Genomic DNA, 21197 nt, shown 5'->3' with positions numbered 1-21197 from the left:
CAGGTTTCGAAGTCAAGAGGCAATTGATGTGACCTTTGGAGGTCAGGATGAAGGAGTTGTGTTCAAGTCTTGAATGAAGCGGGGATAGGTCAGCGCAGCCGCTGGCTGATGACCTTCGACACACCGTCGCCCTGCATGGAGACGCCGTACAGCGCGTCGGCGACCTCCATGGTCCGCTTCTGATGAGTGATCACGATCAGCTGCGACGCTTCCTGCAGCTCCTGCATGATGCGGATCAGCCGCTGCAGGTTGGTGTCGTCGAGGGCCGCCTCGACCTCGTCCATCACATAGAACGGGCTGGGCCGCGCCTTGAAGATCGACACCAGCAGCGCTACGGCCGTCAGCGACCGCTCGCCACCGGAGAGCAGGGAGAGCCGCTTGACCTTCTTGCCCGGGGGCCGGGCCTCGACATCGACGCCCGTGGTGAGCATGTTGTCGGGATCGGTCAGGATCAGCCGGCCCTCGCCCCCGGGGAACAGCCGGCTGAAGACGCCCTCGAACTCCCGGGCCGTGTCCCGGTAGGCCTCGGTGAAGACCTGCTCGACCCGCTCGTCGACCTCCTTGATGACCTGGAGCAGATCGGCGCGGGTCTTCTTCAGGTCCTCCAGCTGCTCACTGAGGAACTTGTGACGCTCCTCCAGCGCGGCGAACTCCTCCAGGGCGAGCGGATTGACCTTGCCGAGCTGCTGATACGCCCGCTCGGCCGCCTTCAGCCGCTTCTCCTGCTCACCGCGCACGAAGGGCTTCGGCCGGTTGCGCGGATGCTCCGGATCCTCCGGCAGCTCCTCGCCCTCGGCGGGCGGTGACGGCGGTACGAGCTGGTGGGGGCCGTACTCCTCGACGAGCCCCGCGGGCTCCACGCCGAGTTCCTCCAGCGCCTTGCTCTCCAGCTGTTCGATCCGCAGCCGCTTCTCGGCGCCGAGCACCTCGCCGCGGTGCACGGAGTCGGTGAGCTTGTCGAGCTCGGCCTTCAGGTCGCGGCCCGTGTTCCGGGCGGCGGTCAGCTCCTGCTCCCTTATCGCCTTGGCGGCCTCGGCGGCGGCCCGCTCCTGCTGAGCCCGGCCGAGGGACACCTCGACGTGCGCGAGCAACTGCCGGGCACCGGAGGCAACGGCCTCGGCGACGGCGGCCTCATGCCTCAGCCGCGCCCGCCGCTGCTCGGCACGCGCGCGTGCGTCGCGCTCCGCTCGGGCGGCTCGGTCGAGGGAGTCGGCACGTCCGGCGAGTCCCTTGACCCGCTCCTCGTGCGTACGGACCTGGAGGCGGGCTTCCATCTCGGTCTGCCGCGCGTTGGCGCCGTCGGCGGCGAGCCGGTCGCGTACGGAGGTGTCGGGTTCCTCCTCGACCGGCATCTCCTCGGCGACGGCGAGGCGTTCCGCGAGTTCCTCGACCTCGGTGAGGGCTTTCTCCAGCGCGTCCTGGGCCCGAGCCGCGGCGGCCGTGGACCGTTCGGCCTCCCCGGCCGCGCCACGCGCCTGCCCGGCGAGCCGGCCGAGCTGCTGCGCTACGGCCGACTTCTCCCGGTCGGCGGCGCGGCGCCGGTCGCCGAGCTCCTCTACGAGGGCGGCACTCTCCTTTTTGCGCTCGACCGCGGCGTGCTGCGCCTCGGTGAGTGCCTCGCAGCGCACGGCCAGCTCTTCCAGCTCGGCTGCTGCCTCGTCGACGGACGCCTGTACTTCGAGGAGGCTGGGTGCGCCTGCGGAGCCGCCGTGGGCGAAGTGGGCGCCGAGGAGGTCGCCTTCGGCGGTTACGGCGGTGAGCTCGGGGTGCGCGTAGATCAGGTCCTCGGCGTCTTCGAGGGTGTCGACGATGACGATGCTGTGGAGGAGACGGCGCACGGCCGGCATGAGGTCGGAAGGGCCGCGGACGAAATCGGCTGCGTGAGGTTGTGTGGCGGCTGCGGACTCATCGTGGCCGGCCGCACCCCTTCCCGGCGACTCCGGTGCCCCCGCCAGGAGCAGCGACGCACGTCCCCCGTCCTGCTTCCGCAACAGCCGGATCGCGTCCGCGGCAGCGGAGGGTGAGGTGACCGCCAGTGCGTCGGCCGCCGCTCCGAAAGCGGCCGCCAGCGGCACCTCGTACCCCGGTGCCACCGTCAGCAGCTCCGCCGCCGGACCCAGCAGTCCGGTGAGTCGGTCCTTCGCGCCCAGCAGTGCCCCGGTGCCGTCCTTGCGCCGAAGCCCCAGCGCCAGCGCCTCGTGTCGGGCCTGAGTGGCGGCCCGCTTGCGCTCGGACGCCGTGGCCGCCTCCCGGGCCGCCGTGAGCGCCGTCTCCGCCTCGGCCAGCGCCGCCTTCGCCGCGTCGTGCTGCTCCGCCAGCTCCGCGTCACCCGCGTCGAGGCCGTCGACCTCGGCCTTCAGGGCCTCGTACTCCTCCTCAGCCGCGACCGCCCGCTCCTGCGCTTCGTCGCGGGCTGTGGCCAGGCGGTCGATCTCGGCCTGGGCGGAGGCAGCGCGTGAACGGGCGGCGCCCACCTGGCCGTTCAGCCGGGCCAGGCCCTCGCGGCGGTCGGCGATGGCGCGGGCGACATCCTTCAGGCGCCGTTCCTCGAGGGCGAGTTCGCGTTCCAGCTCGGCGCGATGGGCGACGGTGTCGTCCAGGGCGCGTTCGGCGGCCTCCAGGGCCGCCTCCAGCTCGGCCTCCTGCTCGCGGATCCGGGCGGCCTCGCGTTCCATGTCCTCGGGGTCACGGCCGCGCCGCTCCTCGGGGGGTGCGGAGGTGGCGCTCTTCACGCGCGCGTCGGCGAGCGAGACGGTGCCGCGAACGCGTTCGGCGAGCTGGGAGAGCTCGTACCAGGTCTGCTGGGCACGCTGGAGGCGGGGCGTGAGCTGCCGTACCTCGTCCTCCAGGAGCGCCTCGCGCTGGAGTGCCTTTTTCAGCTCCAGTTCGGCGGCTTCCTTGCGTTCCTTCAGAGCGGCCTCGTCGGCGACCTCGGTCTGGAGGGCCTCGCGGAGCCGTACGAGATCGTCCGCCAGCAACCTCAGCCGCGCATCGCGCAGATCCGCCTGGATCACGGCTGCCCTGCGGGCTACCGCGGCCTGGCGGCCGAGGGGCTTGAGCTGCCTTCTGAGTTCGTCCGTCAGGTCCTGGACGCGCGCGAGGTTGGCCTGCATCGCGTCCAGTTTTCTGAGGGCCTTCTCCTTGCGCTTGCGGTGCTTCAGCACACCCGCGGCCTCTTCGATGAAGGCCCTGCGGCCCATCGGATCCGCGTGCAGGACAGAGTCGAGCTGGCCCTGGCCGACGATGACATGCATCTCGCGGCCGATGCCGGAGTCGGAGAGCAGTTCCTGGATGTCGAGGAGTCGGCAGGTGTCACCATTGATCTGGTACTCGCTGCCGCCGTTGCGGAACATGATCCGCGTGATGGTGACCTCGGCGTACTCGATGGGCAGCGCCCCGTCGGAGTTGTCGATGGTCAGCGACACCTCGGCACGGCCGAGCGGCGGACGCCCGGTGGTGCCGGCGAAGATGACGTCCTCCATCTTGCCGCCGCGCAGCGACTTGGCGCCCTGCTCGCCCATGACCCAGCTGAGCGCGTCCACGACATTGGACTTGCCCGAGCCGTTCGGTCCGACGACACACGTGATACCCGGCTCGAACCGGAGTGTGGTCGCCGATGCGAACGACTTGAACCCACGGAGGGTCAGGGCCTTGAGGTGCACGCCGCTGGACTCTACCTTCCGGGGGTGTCTCACTCCATGAACCCGCGGTTTCGCCTATGAACGTGCAGGGCACACCAGACGTTAAAGAGAGTGAAAGGATGCACGGGGGCAAGAAAGAAGGGACGCCGAAGCGTCCCTTGCAACTTCTGACAACTTAGCGGTTGATATGGGCTTCCCAACCGCTGCGTGTGCCTTTGTGGAGCGGTGCAGCGATCAGGTGAGCGCAGGCTCCGCCTGGTGTGCGTCGATGCTCTCCATGAGACTGTCGTGAGAAGCGGCAGCCGTCAGCGCGTCGTTCTCCGCCTGGATCCGTACGAGCTCGGATTCCAGGTCCTGTACGCGCTGCTGGAGCCGTCGCATCTCGGCGAGGAGTCGAGGGTCGGAGCCGCCGACGTAACCGAGAAGCGCCTTTGCCATGATGGATGGTCCTCCACACTGAGTGACCGACCGAAGCGGTGTGGGTCGTGAGGGATTCGCACCCACGGTGCTTGGCACTCTTGAGTTCTTGCTGCCGTTCTTACATGCCAAACAGCTAAGGTGCGCGGGGCTTTCAGCGTCTCACCAAAAAGTTTGACGGTCAACACGATCACGCCCCGTATTGACGGGCGTCCCGGGGGCGCGCGGCCGAAAAGGCGGCGCTGCGACTCCTGCGGGGCCCTGAGGGCGTGGCGATCATCCTTACGTGCGGAGCCTGTCGGCGCAAGCGTTTCTCGGCAACCACCTGCTCCTTTCTGCTGGGGGCAGGTGCCGGTGGCATGCTCCTCCGCTTCCGCGAGGCCGACCGCGCCTCGTGATCACCGGATGCCGAAGCCGTCGTATCCCCCGCGAGGTGTGTCCCAGATCTCGGTGACGCCGTCCACGCGGCCGGGCGTGTCGTCGCCCTGGAGCCAGTCGAGGAGCCCCTGACAGCCCGGGCGCGGGCCCTCGGCGACCACCTGGACCCGTCCGTCGTCCAAATTGAGAGCAAAACCACTCAGCCCGCCGATCTCGAGTGCCTTGGCACGCGTGAACCAGCGGAAACCCACACCTTGGACGCTTCCCCGCACCCAGGCAACCAGCCGCACATCCTCGCTCATGAGTGCAACCTAACCGGCCAATGTCTCACTGGGCACTTCCACACCCAGCGCCATGCGGTACCGTCCCGACCCAATGAATCTCATATGAAACTCACTCGATCGAGTGGGTTTGGTTGATCGCAGAGGACGAGTCGACCGCACGGACGAGGAAGGCCAGGACATGGGACGCCACCGACGCTCCGCCGCCGGCCGCGCCGCCACGGGCCGCGCCACGGGGGTCAATCACACAGAGAGTTCCTCCCCGAGGAACCCTGACCCGCAGGACTCGTACACGCTGGGCTCCTACCCGGGCTCGCACCCGGACGAGACGGTGGGCATCGCGCCCTATCTCCACCAGGACGAGTACGCCGGCGCCTACGCGCAGACCGAGGCGTTCCTGTTCGCGGACCAGGAGTACGCCCGCGTCACGGACACCGCCGTCTTCGCGAGCGACGGCTTCACGCCCGACGACGGCTCCCAGCGCGCGAGCTCGCACCGCCGCAAGAAGAAGAAGGCCGTCACCCCGGTGCGCACCGGACTGCTCGGGGTCTCCGCCGCCGTGGCCATCGGTACCGTCGCGGTCGCCACGGGCGTGCTGCCCGGCGGCGACAACTACACCCTCGGCGGGGGCAGCGGCGACAAGGTGCAGGCCGCCGATTCCCCGACCAGTTCGCCGAGCGAGCAGGGCGGCACGTCCGGCAGCGCGGAGAGCCGCGACGACAGCTCGCCCGCCAGCCGTGACCAGGAGCGGGCGGCCTCACCGTCGGCGTCGCCGTCGACCTCGTCGGCCGCGCCCACCAAGACGCCGTCGAAGAAGCCGAAGGCCACGCCCACCAAGGAGCCGAAGACCACCCCGTCGCGGGCCGCCACCAAGGCGCCGGCGCCGGAGAAGCCCAGCGCGCCGGTGACGCTGTCGGAGGAGGCCGCCGCCGCGGCCCAGGTGCTGAAGCTCGTCAACGAGGAGCGGGCGAAGGTCGGCTGCAGCGCCGTCGCCGCCAACAGCGCCCTGTCCGAGCTGGCCTCCGCCTTCAGCGAGGACATGGCGAAGCGGGACTTCTTCGACCACACCAACCCGGATGGCGAGAGCCCCTGGGACCGGGCCGCCAAGGCCGGTATCACCGACCTCGGCGGCGAGAACATCGCCCGGGGCCAGGCCGACGCGGCCGCGGTGATGGACGCCTGGATGAACAGCCCCGGCCACCGGGCCAACATCCTGAACTGCGACTTCAAGACCCTGGGCGTCGGCGTGCACATCGCGTCCGGCGGACCCTGGTGGACGCAGAACTTCGGGTACTAGAAGCACGTATGCGTAAAGGCTCCCATCCGGTGACCGGGTGGGAGCCTTTGCTCGTTCAGGCGGCGGCCCGTCCGCGCGTGAACACCCGCGCGGCCTCGGCGACCCGGCGCCCGAGGTGCTCGGCGGTGGCCACATCGGCCTTGTGGACGGCGTCGGGGCCCTCGTCGACGTTGGTCTGCGCGGCCGCGCCCGCGAAGACGCCGAGCCGGTTGAGGTCGTGCTCGGAGCCCTCGCTGTTGTTCCAGCCCGGGTGCAGACCGAGGTTGATCCAGTGCATGCCGTGCTGTGCGGCGAGGATCTGGAAGAACTGCAGCGTGTGCAGCTTGTCGCCGCTCTTGGAGCCGGAGTTGGTGAAGCCGGCGGCCAGCTTGTCCTTCCAGTCCTGGCCGAACCAGCGCTTGGAGGTGGCCTCGGCGAAGACATGGAAGGGGCCGGAGGCGGTGCCCATGTAGGTGGGCGAGCCGAAGACGATGGCGTCGGAGCCGTCGAGGGCCGTCCACTGCTCGTCGGTGATCTCGGCGACGTTGATCAGGTGCACCTCGGCACCGGCCTCGACAGCACCGGAGCGGACGGCCTCGGCGAGGACGGCGGTGTGGCCGTAGCCGGAGTGGTAGGCGATGGAGACAACGGGGGTGGTCACGATGGGTGCTCCAGGAAGGGGGAGGTCGCTGGCAATGCCGAAATGAAAGCACTAACTTTTAGTTAGTGCAACCCGCAAGTTAGCGCTGTGCTCGAGTACGCTTGAGGTATGGACACCACACAGGAGCGCACGGCGGAGCAGGACCTGCCGTACAACGTGTTCGCGAAGGCCTGTCCCTCGCGCGGCACGCTGGAGCACGTCACGGGCCGCTGGGGCGCGCTCACGCTCGGCGCCCTGCACGAGGGGCCGCTGCGCTTCAATGAGCTGCGCCGACGTGTCGACGGCGTGAGCGAGAAAATGCTGTCCCAGACGCTGCACGCGCTGGAGCGCGACGGCCTGGTGCACCGCGAGGCCCAGCCGACCAACCCGCCCCGCGTGGACTACGAGTTGACCCCGCTGGGGCGCGACGTCGCGGAACGGCTGCTCACCCTCATCCACTTCCTGGAGGGGCAGATGGACGACGTGCTCGACGCACGGCAGCGCTACGACGAAACCCGCGGCGCCCGCTGACACTTGGGGCAGAAGTAGCTCGACCGGTTCATCCACGGGCGCCGGAGCATCGGCGTACCGCACCTTCTGCACGGCAGACCTTCACGGCCGTACGCGTCCAGGGACCGGTCGAAGTAGCCCGACTCGCCATTGACGTTGACGTACAGGCTGTCGAAGCTCGTGCCGCCCACCGCGAGGGCCGCGTTCATCACATCCCGTACGTGGCCCAGGAGTTCGAGGCTGCGCGGGCGGGTGAAGGTCGCCGTCGGACGGTCGTAGTGCAGGCGGGCGCGCCAAAGGGCCTCGTCCGCATAGATGTTGCCGACGCCGCTGATCAACGACTGGTCGAGCAGGGCCCGTTTGATGGTGCTGCGCTTGCGGCGCAGCGACTGGTGGAAGGCCTCGTCGTCGAAGAGCGGGTCGAGCGGGTCGCGGGCGATGTGCGCGATGACGTCGGGCAGACCGTCGGGGGTGTTGTCGTGCAACGACAGTCCGCCGAAGGTGCGTTGGTCGACGAAGCGGAGTTCGGTGCCGAGGGCGTCGGCGAACCGCACCCGGATGCGCAAGTGCTTCTCGGCCGGCGCCTCGTGCGGCTGGACCAGGAGCTGGCCGCTCATGCCGAGGTGGGCCAGGACCGACTGGTTCGTGTCCTCCAGCGGCAGCCACAGATACTTGCCGCGACGGCTCGGGACGCCGATGCGGTGGCCCTTGAGCCGGTGCGCGAAGTCGTCGGCGCCGGCGATGTGCCGGCGGACCGCACGCGGGTGCAGCACCTCGGCGTCGGCGACGGTCCGGTGGGCGACCCACCGCTCCAGGCCGCGTCGTACGACCTCGACCTCGGGCAACTCGGGCATGGGATCCCCCGTGAGAGCCGGTGTATGAGCCGAGCGCCCGCCCCGGTACGGGAGCGGGCGCTCGGATGGCGCTTGTTCGGTCAGGCGGAGGCGGACGCCTCGTCGGCGTCTGCTGCCTCGGCGGCGGCGGCCTGCGCTGCCGCCGCGGCATTCTTGGCGCGCTCGTCCGCCGCGGCCCGGATGGACCGCCAGGCGGACTCGGCGGCCTGCTGCTCCGCCTCCTTCTTGCTGCGGCCGGTGCCGGTGCCGTACGAGACGCCTCCGACGCGGGCGGCAGCAGTGAAGGTCTTCTCGTGATCGGGGCCGGTCTCCGTGACCAGGTACTCGGGCACGCCGAGTCCTTCGGTCGCGGTGAGCTCCTGGAGACTGGTCTTCCAGTCCAGGCCGGCACCGAGGTTCGAGGACTTCTCGATCAGGGGATCGAACAGGCGGTGTACCAGCTCCGCCGCCGAGTCCAGGCCCTGGTCGAGATAGACCGCGCCGATCACCGCTTCCAGGGTGTCGGCGAGGATGGATGCCTTGTCCCTGCCGCCCGTGCCCTCTTCACCGCGGCCGAGCCGGATGAAGGAACCCAGGTCGAGCTCACGGCCCACCTCTGCCAGCGCACGCGAGTTGACCACCGCGGCCCGCAACTTGGCCAGCTGGCCTTCGGGCAGGTCGGGGTGGGTGCGGTACAGCGTGTCGGTGACGACGAGGCCGAGCACGGAGTCCCCGAGGAACTCCAGACGCTCATTCGTCGGCAGACCGCCGTTCTCGTATGCGTACGACCGGTGGGTCAGTGCACGCACCAGAAGGGCGGACTCGAGTTTGTACCCGAGCCGCCCTTCCAACAGCGTGTGGGACGAGGCCGTGGTCTCCGCAGAGTTCTTCTTCGGCGTGGACACAGTGCCTCTCACCAGCCGCTCAGACCTCGAGGACCTGGCGCTTGTTGTAGGTGCCGCAAGACGGGCACGCGATGTGCTGCTGCTTGGGCTCGTGGCAGCGCTCGCACGCAACCAGGGTGGGGACCGCAGCCTTCCACTGCGACCGGCGGTGGCGCGTGTTGCTGCGCGACATCTTCCGCTTCGGAACAGCCACGGCTACTTCTCCTGCTTCTCGTCGACGCCCGCTTCCGCTTCGGCGCCGCTCATCTCGTCCTTCTCGCCGTCTCCGAGTGAACCGGCGAGTCCCTTCAGTGCCGCCCAACGGATGTCGACGGCGTCATGGTGGTGGTCCGGGTCGTCCGCAAGGCGCGCGCCGCACTCGGCGCACAGACCTGGGCAGTCTTCCTGGCACACCGGCTGCATCGGCAGTGCGAGCACCACCGCATCGCGCAGCTGGGGTTCGAGGTCGAACATGCCGTCCTCGAGAAAGAGCCTGTCCTCGTCTTCCTCGGCGTCGTCGCCCGGTTCCGCGTGGTGTGCGCGGCCCCGGTCGTCGGCGTCAGGGTACGAGAACATCTCCTGGAAGTCCGCTTCGAGCTCGAGCTGAAGCGGCTCCAGACACCTTACGCACTCCCCCTCGGCCAGTGCACGGGCGGTGCCTGTGACAAGCACCCCTTCCATGACCGACTCGAGTCGGAGTTCGAGCTCCACCGGGGCGCCTTCCGGCACTCCGATGACGTCCTTCAGACCGAGGTCCTTGGGAGCGTCGATCGTGCGGGTCAGGCGCTGGAGCGCGCCAGGCCGCCGCCCCAGCTCGTGTGTGTCGAACACGAGAGGGTTGCGGTGGTCGAGGCGGGCGTTCAGAGCCATTCCTGCTTTCGATCTTCTGAGCTCAGGGGGACGCTGACCTTCGGTGTCCGAGGGCAGCGCTGATCGCGGACGTACACGCGACCGAAGAGCCAGGATACTGGACCTTTCGCCAACGGCCCAATCCGGTGTGGATTCAGCCGTTCCCGCGGCCCTGCTCATAGGCCCGCAGCTGCTCCGCGCTGATCATGCCGGTGTCGAAGAGGCTGGTCTCGTCGAGGGCGTAGCCCTGCTGGGCCTGCTGGGCCTGCTGGGGCATCTGGTGCGGGTCGTACGCCGCCTGCTGGGCGTCGTAACCCTGGTAGGCGTACGGATCGGCCTGCTGATAGCCGTACGGGTCCTGCTGGGCGTACGCGGGCTGCTGGTAGCCGCCGTAGGTGTCGTACGCCGGCTGCTGCGGGGCGTACTCCGGCTGCTCGGGCTGCTGCTGCGGGGCCTGGGCGTCCTGCTCGGCGAGGGCCGCGAGGTCGGCGAGGTAGTCGGCGTCGCTGGAGTGCTGGACGCTGGAAAAGTCGTCGGCGAGGGCGCCGAGGTCGTCGGAGGCGATCCGGCCGTGCAGCTTCTGGCGGCCGCGGCCGACGGCCTCCAGGGTCTTGGCGAGGACCGCCTCGAAGGCGCCGAGCTTGACGTCGACGTACTCGTCGGCGGTACGGCGCAGGGTCTCCGGGTCGTGGCTGCGCTCGGGAGCGTCCTCGTCCTCGTAGCCCTGCTCGTCGACGCCCGGTCCGGTGCCGAGGAGCTTCTCGCGGCCGCGGCCGACGGAGCCGAGGGTCTTGGTGAGGACGACCTCGAAGTTGGCGAGCTTGGAGTCGACGTAGTCGTCGGCCTCGGCGCGGATGTCCTCGGCCTCCTTGCGGGCCTCGGTGACGATCCGGTCGGCCTCGGCCTGGGAGCGGCGGGCGACCTCCGTGTCGGAGATCAGCGAACCGCGCTCGGCGTGCGCGGTTCGGACGATCCGCTCGGCCTCCTGGCGGGCCTGCTCGACCATCTGCTCGCGGTCGCCGATCAGCTCCTGGGCCTGCGCGAGGGAGCCGGGCAGGGCCTGGCGGACCTCTTCGAGCAGCGAGAGCAGCTCGGCGCGGTTGACCACGCACGAGGCCGACATCGGCATCGACCGGGCACTGGAGACCGCCGCGACGATCTCGTCGAGCTTCTTCTGCACGTCCACGGTGTGCTCGCCACTCTCTACGGCTGTGTTGGAGACGGACGGGACGACTGTAGCCCCATCAGTCCTTGTGCAGCCGCTCGTTCAGGGCTTCCAGCACAGCGGGCGGGACCAGGTGCGAGACATCGCCGCCCCAGGTCGCGACCTCCTTGACCAGCGAGGAGGACAGGAAGCTGTAGGTGGGGTTGGTCGGGACGAAGAGGGTCTCGACGCCCGAGAGGCCGTTGTTCATCTGGGCCATCTGCAGCTCGTAGTCGAAGTCGCTGACCGCGCGCAGGCCCTTGACGATGGCGGGGATGTCGCGCTGCTTGCAGAAGTCGACGAGGAGGCCGTGGAAGGCCTCGACCTTCACGTTCTCGAACTCGGCGGTGACCCGGCGGATCAGCTCGATCCGCTCGTCGATCTCGAACAGACCCCGCTTGGACTGATTGATCATCACCGCGACGTACACCTCGTCGTACAGCCTGGAGGCGCGGGCAATGATGTCGAGGTGTCCGTTGGTGATGGGGTCGAACGACCCTGGACAGACGGCACGGCGCACTTGAGGTCCCTCGCTCTCCGGTCCGGTCATCGTGCGTCTTCGCACGTAGAGGCGGCGCGACCGTACCAAAACGTTCCCTCGCCGTAGCGACGGGCCCGGATCGCTTCGAAGCCGTCCGGCCAGTGGAATTCGCCGCCTCTGGTGCTGCGCTCCACGGTGACGAGCGCGTCGTCCGCGAGCCAGCCTTCCGTCCGGAGTGTGAGCAGAATCTCGCGAAGATCGTGATCGGTGACTCGGTAGGGCGGGTCGAGGAAGACGAGGTCGTACGGCTCGGTCGGCGCCGGTGACTGGATGATCTGTTCGGCTTTGCCGGCCCTCACTTCGGCGCCGGGGAGGCCGAGGTTTTTGACGTTCTCTCGGACGATCCTGGCCGCTCGGGCGTCCGCCTCGACCAGGAGGGTGTGGCTCGCGCCCCGGGAGAGGGCCTCCAGGCCTACGGCGCCGGATCCCGCGTAGAGGTCCAGGACCCGTTCGCCGTCCAGGGGGCCGCCCAGGAGGGACTGCCAGGTGGAGAAGAGGCCTTCGCGTGCGCGGTCAGATGTGGGGCGGGTGCCGGTTCCTGGCGGGACTGCCAGGCGGCGTCCGCCGGCTGCGCCGGCGATCACGCGGGTCATCTTTGGTCCTTGGTGGATGGGCGGCTTTTGGTATCAGTGTGGCTGGTCGCGCAGTTCCCCGCGCCCCTGAGGTGAGTCCACTTCACCCCTTTTCCAAGTACTGCTCTCTTTCCTCGTCCAAGAGGGCGTCCAGGGCCGTTCGTAGGCCTGGGAGATCGGTCAGCTCCGGGTCCGCCTCCACTACCGCCGTCGCCTCTTGCCTCGCCTCCTCGATGATCTCCTCGTCCTCGATGACCGCCAGCATCCGCAGGCTGGTGCGGGCGCCGGACTGGGCCTGGCCTAGGACATCGCCCTCTCGGCGTTGTTCCAGGTCGATGCGGGAGAGTTCGAAGCCGTCGAGGGTGGCGGCCACGGCGTTCAGGCGCTGGCGGGCCGGGCTTGCCTCGGGCATCTCGGTGACCAGGAGGCAGAGGCCGGGTGCCGAGCCTCGGCCGACACGGCCGCGCAGCTGGTGGAGCTGGGAGACGCCGAAGCGGTCGCCGTCCATGATCACCATGGCGGTGGCGTTGGGGACGTTGACGCCGACCTCGATGACGGTCGTGGCGACCAGGACGTCGGTCTCGCCCGCGGCGAAGCGGCGCATGACGGCGTCCTTGTCGTCGGGGTGCATTCGGCCGTGCAGGACCTCCACCTTGAGACCGGTGAGCGGACCCTTGGCGAGTTGGTCGGCCACTTCGAGGACCGCCAGTGGCGGGCGCTTCTCCGCCTCGTCCTCGGCGGATTTCTTCTTGGGATCCACTTCCTCGTCGCCGATACGGGGGCACACGACGTACGCCTGATGGCCGTTCTCGACCTCCTCACGCACGCGCTCCCACGCGCGCGTGAGGAAGTGGGGCTTGTCGGCGGCCGGGACCACATGGCTGGCGATCGGGGAGCGGCCGGCCGGGAGTTGGTCGAGGACCGAGGTCTCCAGGTCGCCGAAGACGGTCATCGCGACCGTGCGCGGGATGGGGGTGGCCGTCATGACGAGGAGGTGGGGCGGCTGCTTTCCCTTGCCGCGCAGGGCGTCCCGCTGCTCGACGCCGAAGCGGTGCTGTTCGTCGACCACGACCAGGCCCAGGTCGTGGAACTGCACCTTGTCCTCGATCAGCGCGTGGGTGCCGATCACGATGCCCGCCTCACCCGTGACGAGGTCGAGCAGGGCCTGGCGGCGGGCGGCGGCTCCCATGGAACCGGTCAGCAGCACGACCTTGGTGGCGTGCTCAGTGCCGCCCAGCATGCCGCCCTCGGCCAGCTCGCCCATCATTTCGACGACGGAACGGTGGTGTTGCTGGGCGAGCACCTCGGTGGGGGCGAGCATGGCGGCCTGACCGCCCGCGTCGACGACGGCGAGCATGGCGCGCAGGGCCACCATCGTTTTCCCGGAGCCCACTTCCCCTTGGAGCAGCCGGTGCATCGGATGTTCCGTGGCCAGGTCGTCGAAGATCTCCCGCGAGACCTTCTGCTGGCCCTCGGTGAGGGTGAAGGGGAGGCGGTCGTCGAAGGCCGTGAGCAAGCCGGCCTTCTTGGGTTTGCGGGCCACCGCCGGGAGTTGGGCGTCCGCGTGCCTGCGGCGGGCCAGGGCGACCTGGAGGACGAAGGCCTCGTCCCACTTGAGGCGGGCGCGGGCGTCGGCGATGTCCGCCTTGGTGTGCGGGCGGTGGATCTTCAGCAGGGCTTCGGGCAGCGGGACGAGGCCGCGGCCCTCGCGCAGGCTGTCCGGGAGCGGGTCGAGGGCCTCCTGGGCCGTCGGCAGCACCGTCTGCAGCGCCTTGCCGATCTTCCAGGACTCCAGTTTGGCGGTGGCGGGGTAGATCGGGATCAGGGCACCGGCCCAGGTCTCGACCGTCTCGTCGCCGTCGCCGCGCAGCAGCTCATAGGCCGGGTGGGCGAGCTGGAGGCGGCGGTTGAAGACGGAGACCTTGCCCGCGAACATCGCGCGGGTGCCCGGCAGGAGCTCCTTGTGGGGCTTGTGAACGCCGTTGCCGAAGAAGACCAGTTGGAGCCGGCCGCTGCCGTCGGTGATGGTCACTTCCAGGCGCTGGCCCTTGCCGCGCGGTGCCTTGGCGGAGGCGAAGGTGTGCAGCCGGGCGTCGGCGACCTGGGCGACCACTGTCACGTGTTCGTCCATGGGGAGGTCGGCGAGGTGGGTGAGCTGGCCGCGCTCCTCGTATCTGCGCGGGTAGTGGTGCAGGAGGTCGCCGACGGTGTGCAGGCCGAGGTGCTCGGCCATCACCTTCGCGGTGGCGGGGCCGAGCACCGACTTCAGTGGCTGCTGGAGAGGTTCTTGCAGTGCGGGCACGAGATCCATTGCACACCACGGCACTGACAATGCCGTAGACCTTCCGCCGCACGGCCCGTATACGTCCGGCGAAACCCCTGGTCAGACGGGTGGCCGGGGCCTTAGGATGACGCGCCTCCGGCCATCCTTCGCGGTCATCGCCTCACACGGACCGCCCGACCCCGCGCCGACGCCCTCCCCCCACCGGTGCAGCGACGATGGACTCCCAGACCTCACAGTCATCCCAGGCATCCCAGTCCCCTCATACGTTCCAGGTCGACCTGCGCGGTCTGGTGGACCTGCTCTCCCATCACCTCTACTCCAGTCCCAGGGTCTACCTGCGCGAACTGCTGCAGAACGCCGTGGACGCCATCACCGCCCGGCGGGCCGAGCAGCCCGACGCCCCGGCGCGGGTGCGGCTGTCCGTCGACGCCGACGGCGGGCTGCGGGTGGAGGACTCCGGTATCGGGCTGACCGAGTCCGATGTGCACAGCCTGCTGGCGACGATCGGCCGCAGCTCCAAACGGGCGGACGGTCTTCAGGCGGTCCGCTCCGACTTCCTGGGCCAGTTCGGCATCGGCTTGCTGGCCTGTTTCGTGGTCGCCGAGCGGATCCGGGTGGTCAGCCGCAGCGCCCGTACGCCGGATGCGCCACCGGTGGAGTGGACGGCGACGGACGACGGTTCGTACACCGTGCGGACGCTGCCGGACGCCGAGCGGCCCGAGCCGGGCACCACCGTGCATCTGGTGGCGCGGGCCGGTGCCGGGGAGTGGCTGACGCGGGAGCGGGTGCTCGCGCTGGCGCGGGACTTCGGCTCGCTGCTGCCGTACGACGTGCGGGTGGGCGAGGAGGAGGTCACCGATCTGCCGGCCCCCTGGGACCGTGCCTACCCCTCCCCCGCCAACCGGCGGGTGGCGCTGGCCCGGCACTGTCATGAGCTGTTCGGGTTCACTCCGCTGGACTCGATCGAGCTGAACGTTCCCCTGGCGGGGATCCGCGGGGTGGCGTATGTGCTGCCGTCGGCGGTCAGTCCGGCCCGGCGTGCCGGTCATCGGGTGCATCTGAAGGGCATGTTGCTGACCGAGCGGGCCGAACAGCTGCTGCCCGACTGGGCGTTCTTCGTGCGCTGTGTCCTGGACACCGACAGTCTTCGGCCCACGGCCTCGCGCGAGGCGCTGTACGAGGACGAGACGCTGGCGGCCGTACGGGAGGCGCTGGGAGAAAGGATTCGGTCCTGGTTGACCGGGCTGGCGGCCGGTGATCCGGAACGGCTGGCGGCCTTCCTGTCGGTGCACCACCTCGGGGTGAAGTCGCTGGCGCGGCACGACAAGGAGATGCTGCGCACGATGCTGCCGTGGCTGCCCTTCGAGACGACCGACGGGCGTCTTTCGCTGGAGGAGTTCGCGCAGCGGCATCCGGTGGTGCACTTCACGCGGACCGTCGAGGAGTACCGGCAGGTCGCGCCGATCGCCTCCGCGCAGGGCGTCGGGGTGATCAACGGCGGTTACACGTACGACAGCGAGCTCGTCGAGGCGCTGCCCTCGGTCCGCCCGGGGACGGTGGTCGCCGAGCTGGACGCGGACACCGTGACCGCTCACCTGGACGCGGTCGACCCGGCCGAGGAGCTGGCGCTGTCCGGCTTCCTGGCGGCCGCGCGGGCCAAGCTCGACCCCCTGGGCTGCGATGTCGTCCTGCGTGCCTTCCATCCGCTGTCCGTGCCCGCGCTGCACCTGGACGACCGCGCGTCCCGGCACGAGCAGGCCCGCGCGGAGGCCGAGGAGCAGGCCGACGACCTGTGGGCGGGCATCCTCGGCTCGCTGCGCGGCAGCGCGCCACGCGCGCGTCTCGTGCTCAACCATCTCAACCCGCTGATCCGGCGCATCAGTTCCCTGGGCGACGCCGAACTGATCGGCACCGCCACCGAGTCGCTGTACGGACAGGCCCTGCTGATGGCGCAGCGGCCGCTCAGGCCCGCCGACTCGGCGCTGCTGAACCGGGCCTTCATCGGTCTGCTGGAGTGGGCCACGAACGGCGAGGAGGGTCGCTGATGAGCGGAATCGACGGGACCGCGGCCTTCGACGCGCTGCGCCGGGCGATGGCCGAGAACTCCGAGGAGCCGGAGGGCCCGGCCCGCAACGCGCGCGCGGAGCACTTGCTCGCCGAGGCCGAGAAGCTGAACATCCCGCTCGCCGTGATCGAGGCGCTCGGGCACCAGCTGAAGGTCTACAACTACAGCTCCGAGAAGGACAAGATGTTCGTCCCGTTCGCGCGGCTGCTGCGCATGTGGGACGAGCGGCCCGAGGACTTCGACGAGTACGAGGCCCATTCGCTGCACTGGGTGTTCAAGTGGATGACCTCCGGCATGCTCGACCAGCCGCATGTCCCGCTGGCCTCCATAGAGAAGTGGCTCGGCGAGATGGAGCACCGCTACCGGCTCGCCGGCTACTCCGAACGGGCCGTGCGCAGCGCCGAGTTCAGCGTGGCCGCGCACATCGGGGACGTGGCGCGGGCCGAGCGGGCGTACGCCGCCTGGCTTGCCGCCGACCGGGACAGCATGGCCGACTGCCACGCCTGCGAGCTGCACGGGCAGGGCTGGTGGCAGGCGGAGCGGGGCCGGGGCGAGCGGGCGCTGGAGCTGTGGGCACCGGTCCTGGACGGCGAGTTCGCCTGCGCCCACGAACCGCACACGGCGCTCGCCTCCTCGCTCGCGCCCCTGCTGCGGCTGGGCCACGTGGACGAGGCGCGCGCCCACCATCTGCGCGGCTTTCGGCTGGTGCGGCCCCTGGAGAGCATGCGCGGCGCCTACGCGGACCACGTCGAGTTCTGCGCGCTGACCGGCAACGAGGCGCGCGGCCTCGAACTGCTGGCGGAGCGGCCCGCGTACTTCACCGACAGCGGGCATCCGCGCAGCAGGCTGGAGTTCCTGACCGTCGTCACGCTGCTCATGGAACGGCTGTCCGGGCTCGGGCTCGGTGAGCGGCGGGTGCCGGGTCCCGCGGGCCGCGCCTGGACGGCACGCGAACTCGCCGCACACGCGCGTGCGGAGGCGCTGGAACTGGCCGGTCGGTTCGACCTGCGCAACGGCACCTCTCACGTCAGCGAGCTGGCACGCGCGCGTATGGCGCAGGAACCACTGGTGGAGCGGCTGCCTCTCGGGGTCCGCTCGGCGCGCCCCACAGTGGCTCCCGTCGCTGTTCCGGTGCCGGAGGTTCCGGCGCAGGATGAGCCCGTGGAGGCCGATCTGCCGACGCTGCTGGCCGAGGCCCGGCGGCTGTCGGACACCTTGCAGCCGCACGCCGTGGAGGCGTGGGCGGCGGTGGCGCGGGCCGCCGAGGGCGTCGAGCTGGACGTACGCGACCGCGCGGAGATCACCGACCACCGGGCGATGGACCTCGGCCCCGCCGGCGTCGAGCTGTTCGAGCGGGCCGCCGAGCTGTACGCCGAGGCGGGCGACCCGGGCGAGTCGCTGGCGGCACGCACGCGTGCGGCGTACGTACGGGCGCTCACCGGCCGCCTGGAAGAGGCGCTGGCGGCGGTGACCGAGCCCTACGACCGGGTCCTCGCGCTGTACGCCGAGGACGCCACGGGCCTGCGGCAGACGGCAGCCGTGCTGATGGGACGCGCGCGCGTGCTCATGCGCCGGGTCCACGAGGCCGACGAGCCGGTCGACCCCGCGGTCCTCGGCGCCGCCGATGCGTCCGCGCGGGAGGTCCTCGCGCTCGTGGACGGGCGCACCGGCGACGACGTACGGCTCGCCTCGCGGGCCGCCGAGGCGCAGGCGATGCTCGCCGAGCTGGCGGCGCTCTCGGGGGATGTGGAGGCGGCTGCCCGGCTGTTCGCGCGGGCCGCGGCGGCGTTCGTCGGGGCGGGTCTTCCGTGGTTCGCGGTGGAGTACGAGGCCCGTCTTGCCGGGCTCGCCCACCACCTCGGCGACACGGCGGAGGCCGAGCGGGCGCTGCGGGCGGCCCTGGAGCACGGCGGACCGCATCTGGAAGCGCCGGGCCGGGCGCAGCTGCATCTTCAGCTCGCCGAGGTCCTCGGCGGCCAGGGCCTGTCGGAGGAGGCCGCCGACCACGCCCTGGAGGCCTCGCACTGGGCCGACGAGGCGGGCGAGGGCCCCACGCTCGGCGCCTGGGCACGGCATCAGCTCGGCGGGTTCCTGCTGCGCCAGGGGCGCTGGGCGGAGGCCGCCGAGGTGCTGGAGTCGGCGCTGCCCGACCTGACCGCCGAGACGCACGGCGACGGCGCGGTCGTACAGACGCAGTGGTGGCTCGGCGACTGTCTGAGCGAGCTCGGCGAGCACCGGGAGGCCGCCGAACGGCGTCTGCAGGCCGCCGAGATCGCCCGGCACTGGCCCGAGCAGCACGACCACGCCACGCTCGCGCATCTGGCCGCCGAGTCGCTCGGGCAGGCAGGGCTCAACGAGGAGGCGGACCGGGCCTACACGCGCGCGGGCGACCTGTGGCGCGAGCTCGGCAACATCCACGGGCTCGTCCGCTCCCTGCGCGCCCGCGCGTGGCTCGCACTGCGCGCTGAGGACGGCGCGGCAGGGGCGGACGGAGCACGGGAGCTGATGGCGGCCGCCGTCCGGGAGTGCGCGGCGGCGCTGGACGAGGCACCCGACGAGGAGGCCTGCGCCCGGCTCACCGCTGAGCTCGGCCACACGCACCGCCAGTTCGGCGATCTGCTCGCCCGGTCCGCGGCCGAGGACGACGAGGACGACTCGATCCAGGCCGCCCTGGAGGACGCACTGGCCCGGATGACGGAGGCGGTCACCGTGCTCGCCGCGCTCGGGGACACCGGCCGCCACGCGCGTACCGGCGCCGAACTCGCCGCAGGCTGGCTGGAGGCGGACCTGGGCCGGCCGACGGACGCGGCGGCACGCGCGCGTGCGGTGCTGGCGGCGTACGAGGGCGCCGCCGAGGAGGACGGGGCGGCACAGGAACGGCGAGCGGAGGCGGAGCAGCTGCTCCAGGTGACCGAGGAGGGCTGAGCGACCGAGGAGCGCTGAGCCCTACTCCACGCCGATGAGCAGCAGCGCCCCTTGCCGCCCGCCCCGGTACACCACCGTGTCCACGGCGAGGTAGGACTCCCGTACGCGCGCTTCGAGGTGCCCGGCGATCCCGTCGGGCGCCTCGTCGCCGAGGACGAGGGTGACCAGCTCTCCGCCGGCCGCGAGCATGCGGTCCAGGACGGTCTCGGCGGTGGCCGTGACATCCGCGCCGATGACGGCGACGTCGCCGTCGATGAGGCCGAGGACGTCACCGGCCTGGCAGATGCCGGCCATGGTCCAGGACTGGCGCTCGGCGACGGCGACCTCGGCATAGCGGGTCGCGCCGGCCGCGGAGGTCATCGAGACGACGTCCTCGTCGAAGCGGCGCTCGGGCTCGTGCACGGCGAGCGCGGCGATCCCCTGGACCGCGGACCGGGTGGGGATCAGCGCCACCCGGATGCCCTCGGCACGGGCCTGCTCGGCGGCGGCCGCCGCGGTGTGCCGCAGCTCCGCGTCATTGGGCAGCAGCACGACCTCGCGCGCGTGGGCCCGTCGTACGGCCTGCACCAGCTCCCCGCTCGCGGGCGGCTCCCCGGGGCGCGCGAGCACGGTGGTCGCGCCGGCCTCGGTGTACAGACCGGCCAGGCCCGGACCGGGCACGACGGCCACGACAGCCCGCTGGACACGCTCCCGGGGCGGCCGCTCACCACCGGTGGTGTGCACATCGCCTACGCCGAAGTGGGTGATCCGGATCCGGTACGGCCGTCCGGCCTCGACGCCCGCCTCCACGGCGGCACCGGCGTCGTCGACGTGCACATGGACGTTCCACAGACCGTCGCCGCCGACCACGACCAGCGAGTCGCCGAGGGCGTCGAGCCGCTCCCGGAGCCGCGCGACGGCCGCGTCCTCGGCCTCCAGGAGGTAGATCACCTCGAAGGCGGGGCCGCCCTCCTGAACGGGCTCGCACTCACCGGGACTGTCGACCGGCACGCGCGCGTGGGACGCCGCGACCACCGGCCTCTCCCCCGTGAGCGTCTCCACCAGAGCCGCGAGGACGGTGACCAGCCCCCGCCCCCCGGCATCCACCACCCCCGCGCGTTCCAGCACGGCGAGCTGGTGCGGGGTCGCGGCGAGGGCGGCGCGCGCCCCTTCGTAGGCGGCCCGCGCGACGGTCCCGCAGTCGCCCTCGGCCCCTATGGCCGCGTCGGCGGCGGCCGAGGCGACCGTGAGGACGGTGCCCTCGACCGGATGGGCCACGGCCTGGCGGGCGGAGTCGGCGGCGTGCCGCAGGGCGAGCCGGAGCCCGCTCGCGTCGGCGTGAGCCGAGTCACTGTCGGTGGCCAGCACCTGGGCCATACCGCGCAGCAGCTGCGCCAGGATCGTCCCGGAGTTCCCGCGCGCGCCTATGAGCGCGCCGTGGGCCATCGCGCGCACGGCGTCGGCGAGGGCCGGCACGGTGCCCTCGGCGCTAGCCCCGTGCCCGATGGAGCCCGCCTCATGCCCGATGAACACCGCGTCGACGGCCGCCGCCGCCGACTCCACCGTCAGATACAGGTTGGTGCCGGTGTCCCCGTCGGCCACGGGGTAGACGTTGATCGCGTCGATCTCCTCGCGCGCGCGACCGAGCGCCTCCAGCGCGAGGCCGCACCAGGTGCGTACCGCGAGAGCATCGAAGAATGTCTGCGGCACCTGCGCCACCTGCGCCTCCTTGAGCTGCTGGAACGTGGACGCAGCGTAGACCCAGGGGCCGGGTCCGCCGGAAGAGGGCCGTGAGCGGTCCCCTGAGCAGGCATGGTAGTTTCGTTCTACTGGCGCAGTCGTTGTATGCTGCTCCGGTTGCCCGATGCAGATCGGGCCATTTCCCCTGGCAACGCCACTCAGATCTCTGATCCTGCGA

At 70.8% G+C, this 21197-nt stretch carries 17 protein-coding genes; 4 read left to right on the top strand and 13 right to left on the bottom strand.

Annotated features, from left to right (window positions below; translation table 11 throughout):
- Window positions 1–89: 89 nt before the first annotated feature.
- The 3 genes from smc to OHT76_RS30610 form a co-directional block, all read right to left on the bottom strand.
- On the bottom strand, window positions 90–3662 hold the full coding sequence (gene smc / locus OHT76_RS30620; protein ID WP_328874081.1) for a chromosome segregation protein SMC: 3573 nt from the start codon (window positions 3660–3662) through the stop codon (window positions 90–92).
- A gap of 213 nt (window positions 3663–3875) precedes the next feature.
- Window positions 3876–4079: a hypothetical protein gene (locus tag OHT76_RS30615; RefSeq protein ID WP_009327638.1), complete on the bottom strand. Its 204-nt coding sequence runs from the start codon at window positions 4077–4079 to the stop codon at window positions 3876–3878.
- A gap of 377 nt (window positions 4080–4456) precedes the next feature.
- On the bottom strand, window positions 4457–4738 hold the full coding sequence (locus OHT76_RS30610; protein WP_328874080.1) for an acylphosphatase: 282 nt from the start codon (window positions 4736–4738) through the stop codon (window positions 4457–4459).
- A 160-nt stretch (window positions 4739–4898) separates the two neighbouring features.
- Here OHT76_RS30610 and OHT76_RS30605 point away from each other — a divergent pair, with 160 nt between their 5' ends.
- The gene (locus tag OHT76_RS30605; RefSeq protein WP_328874079.1) at window positions 4899–6014 is read left to right on the top strand and encodes a CAP domain-containing protein; all 1116 of its coding nucleotides are present in this window, start codon (window positions 4899–4901) and stop codon (window positions 6012–6014) included.
- Window positions 6015–6069: 55 nt separating this feature from the next.
- Here OHT76_RS30605 and OHT76_RS30600 read toward each other — a convergent pair whose 3' ends face one another.
- Window positions 6070–6654, bottom strand: a complete 585-nt coding sequence (locus tag OHT76_RS30600) for a flavodoxin family protein (protein ID WP_328874078.1) — start codon at window positions 6652–6654, stop codon at window positions 6070–6072.
- A gap of 108 nt (window positions 6655–6762) precedes the next feature.
- On the opposite strand from OHT76_RS30600, the gene OHT76_RS30595 reads away from it, so the two are divergent.
- Window positions 6763–7164: a winged helix-turn-helix transcriptional regulator gene (locus OHT76_RS30595; protein WP_328874077.1), complete on the top strand. Its 402-nt coding sequence runs from the start codon at window positions 6763–6765 to the stop codon at window positions 7162–7164.
- Here OHT76_RS30595 and mutM read toward each other — a convergent pair.
- The 8 genes from mutM to recG all read right to left on the bottom strand — a co-directional run bounded on the left by mutM (window position 7137) and on the right by recG (window position 14337).
- Window positions 7137–7997 carry a bifunctional DNA-formamidopyrimidine glycosylase/DNA-(apurinic or apyrimidinic site) lyase gene (gene mutM / locus OHT76_RS30590; RefSeq protein WP_328874076.1) on the bottom strand — a complete coding sequence of 287 codons (861 nt, stop codon included), beginning with the start codon at window positions 7995–7997 and terminating at the stop codon, window positions 7137–7139. The two genes, OHT76_RS30595 and mutM, sit on opposite strands and share 28 nt — an antisense overlap.
- An 80-nt stretch (window positions 7998–8077) precedes the next feature.
- Window positions 8078–8893 carry a ribonuclease III gene (gene rnc / locus OHT76_RS30585; RefSeq protein ID WP_443049855.1) on the bottom strand — a complete coding sequence of 272 codons (816 nt, stop codon included), beginning with the start codon at window positions 8891–8893 and terminating at the stop codon, window positions 8078–8080.
- Between the two features lie 7 nt (window positions 8894–8900).
- Window positions 8901–9074, bottom strand: coding sequence for a 50S ribosomal protein L32 (gene rpmF / locus OHT76_RS30580; RefSeq protein ID WP_003951102.1), 174 nt, complete (start codon window positions 9072–9074; stop codon window positions 8901–8903).
- A gap of 2 nt (window positions 9075–9076) precedes the next feature.
- A complete protein-coding gene (locus OHT76_RS30575) occupies window positions 9077–9730 on the bottom strand; it encodes a YceD family protein (protein ID WP_328874075.1) in 654 nt (217 codons plus the stop codon).
- Window positions 9731–9863: 133 nt separating this feature from the next.
- Window positions 9864–10895, bottom strand: coding sequence for an ATP synthase F0 subunit B (locus OHT76_RS30570; RefSeq protein WP_328874074.1), 1032 nt, complete (start codon window positions 10893–10895; stop codon window positions 9864–9866).
- 58 nt (window positions 10896–10953) lie between these two features.
- Window positions 10954–11433: a pantetheine-phosphate adenylyltransferase gene (gene coaD / locus OHT76_RS30565; protein ID WP_328876656.1), complete on the bottom strand. Its 480-nt coding sequence runs from the start codon at window positions 11431–11433 to the stop codon at window positions 10954–10956.
- A 26-nt stretch (window positions 11434–11459) separates the two neighbouring features.
- Window positions 11460–12065 carry a 16S rRNA (guanine(966)-N(2))-methyltransferase RsmD gene (rsmD, locus tag OHT76_RS30560; protein WP_328876655.1) on the bottom strand — a complete coding sequence of 202 codons (606 nt, stop codon included), beginning with the start codon at window positions 12063–12065 and terminating at the stop codon, window positions 11460–11462.
- Between the two features lie 64 nt (window positions 12066–12129).
- Complete coding sequence (gene recG / locus OHT76_RS30555; protein WP_328874073.1) at window positions 12130–14337, bottom strand: ATP-dependent DNA helicase RecG; 2208 nt, start codon at window positions 14335–14337, stop codon at window positions 12130–12132.
- A 188-nt stretch (window positions 14338–14525) separates the two neighbouring features.
- On the opposite strand from recG, the gene OHT76_RS30550 reads away from it, so the two are divergent.
- Both OHT76_RS30550 and OHT76_RS30545 read left to right on the top strand, forming a co-directional pair.
- Window positions 14526–16355, top strand: a complete 1830-nt coding sequence (locus OHT76_RS30550) for an HSP90 family protein (protein ID WP_328874072.1) — start codon at window positions 14526–14528, stop codon at window positions 16353–16355.
- Window positions 16355–19300, top strand: coding sequence for a tetratricopeptide repeat protein (locus OHT76_RS30545; RefSeq protein WP_328874071.1), 2946 nt, complete (start codon window positions 16355–16357; stop codon window positions 19298–19300). Before OHT76_RS30550 ends, OHT76_RS30545 begins: the two co-directional genes overlap by 1 nt.
- Window positions 19301–19321: 21 nt before the next feature.
- Here OHT76_RS30545 and OHT76_RS30540 read toward each other — a convergent pair whose 3' ends face one another.
- Window positions 19322–20998, bottom strand: coding sequence for a DAK2 domain-containing protein (locus tag OHT76_RS30540; RefSeq protein ID WP_328874070.1), 1677 nt, complete (start codon window positions 20996–20998; stop codon window positions 19322–19324).
- Window positions 20999–21197 lie beyond the last annotated feature (199 nt).

The sequence above is a fragment of the Streptomyces sp. NBC_00287 genome, assembly GCF_036173105.1.
Classification (GTDB): Bacteria; Actinomycetota; Actinomycetes; order Streptomycetales; family Streptomycetaceae; genus Streptomyces.
This window is presented reverse-complemented; position numbering and strand designations above follow the sequence as displayed.

What these genes read in the sequence shown, in the direction of transcription:
- OHT76_RS30595 (WP_328874077.1), top strand. Translation starts at nt 6,763, where the DNA reads ATGGACACCACACAGGAGCGCACGGCGGAGCAGGACCTGCCGTACAAC.
- OHT76_RS30610 (WP_328874080.1), bottom strand. Translation starts at nt 4,738, where the DNA reads ATGAGCGAGGATGTGCGGCTGGTTGCCTGGGTGCGGGGAAGCGTCCAA.
- OHT76_RS30615 (WP_009327638.1), bottom strand. Translation starts at nt 4,079, where the DNA reads ATGGCAAAGGCGCTTCTCGGTTACGTCGGCGGCTCCGACCCTCGACTC.
- mutM (WP_328874076.1), bottom strand. Translation starts at nt 7,997, where the DNA reads ATGCCCGAGTTGCCCGAGGTCGAGGTCGTACGACGCGGCCTGGAGCGG.
- recG (WP_328874073.1), bottom strand. Translation starts at nt 14,337, where the DNA reads ATGGATCTCGTGCCCGCACTGCAAGAACCTCTCCAGCAGCCACTGAAG.
- OHT76_RS30545 (WP_328874071.1), top strand. Translation starts at nt 16,355, where the DNA reads ATGAGCGGAATCGACGGGACCGCGGCCTTCGACGCGCTGCGCCGGGCG.
- OHT76_RS30575 (WP_328874075.1), bottom strand. Translation starts at nt 9,730, where the DNA reads ATGGCTCTGAACGCCCGCCTCGACCACCGCAACCCTCTCGTGTTCGAC.
- OHT76_RS30550 (WP_328874072.1), top strand. Translation starts at nt 14,526, where the DNA reads ATGGACTCCCAGACCTCACAGTCATCCCAGGCATCCCAGTCCCCTCAT.
- OHT76_RS30605 (WP_328874079.1), top strand. Translation starts at nt 4,899, where the DNA reads ATGGGACGCCACCGACGCTCCGCCGCCGGCCGCGCCGCCACGGGCCGC.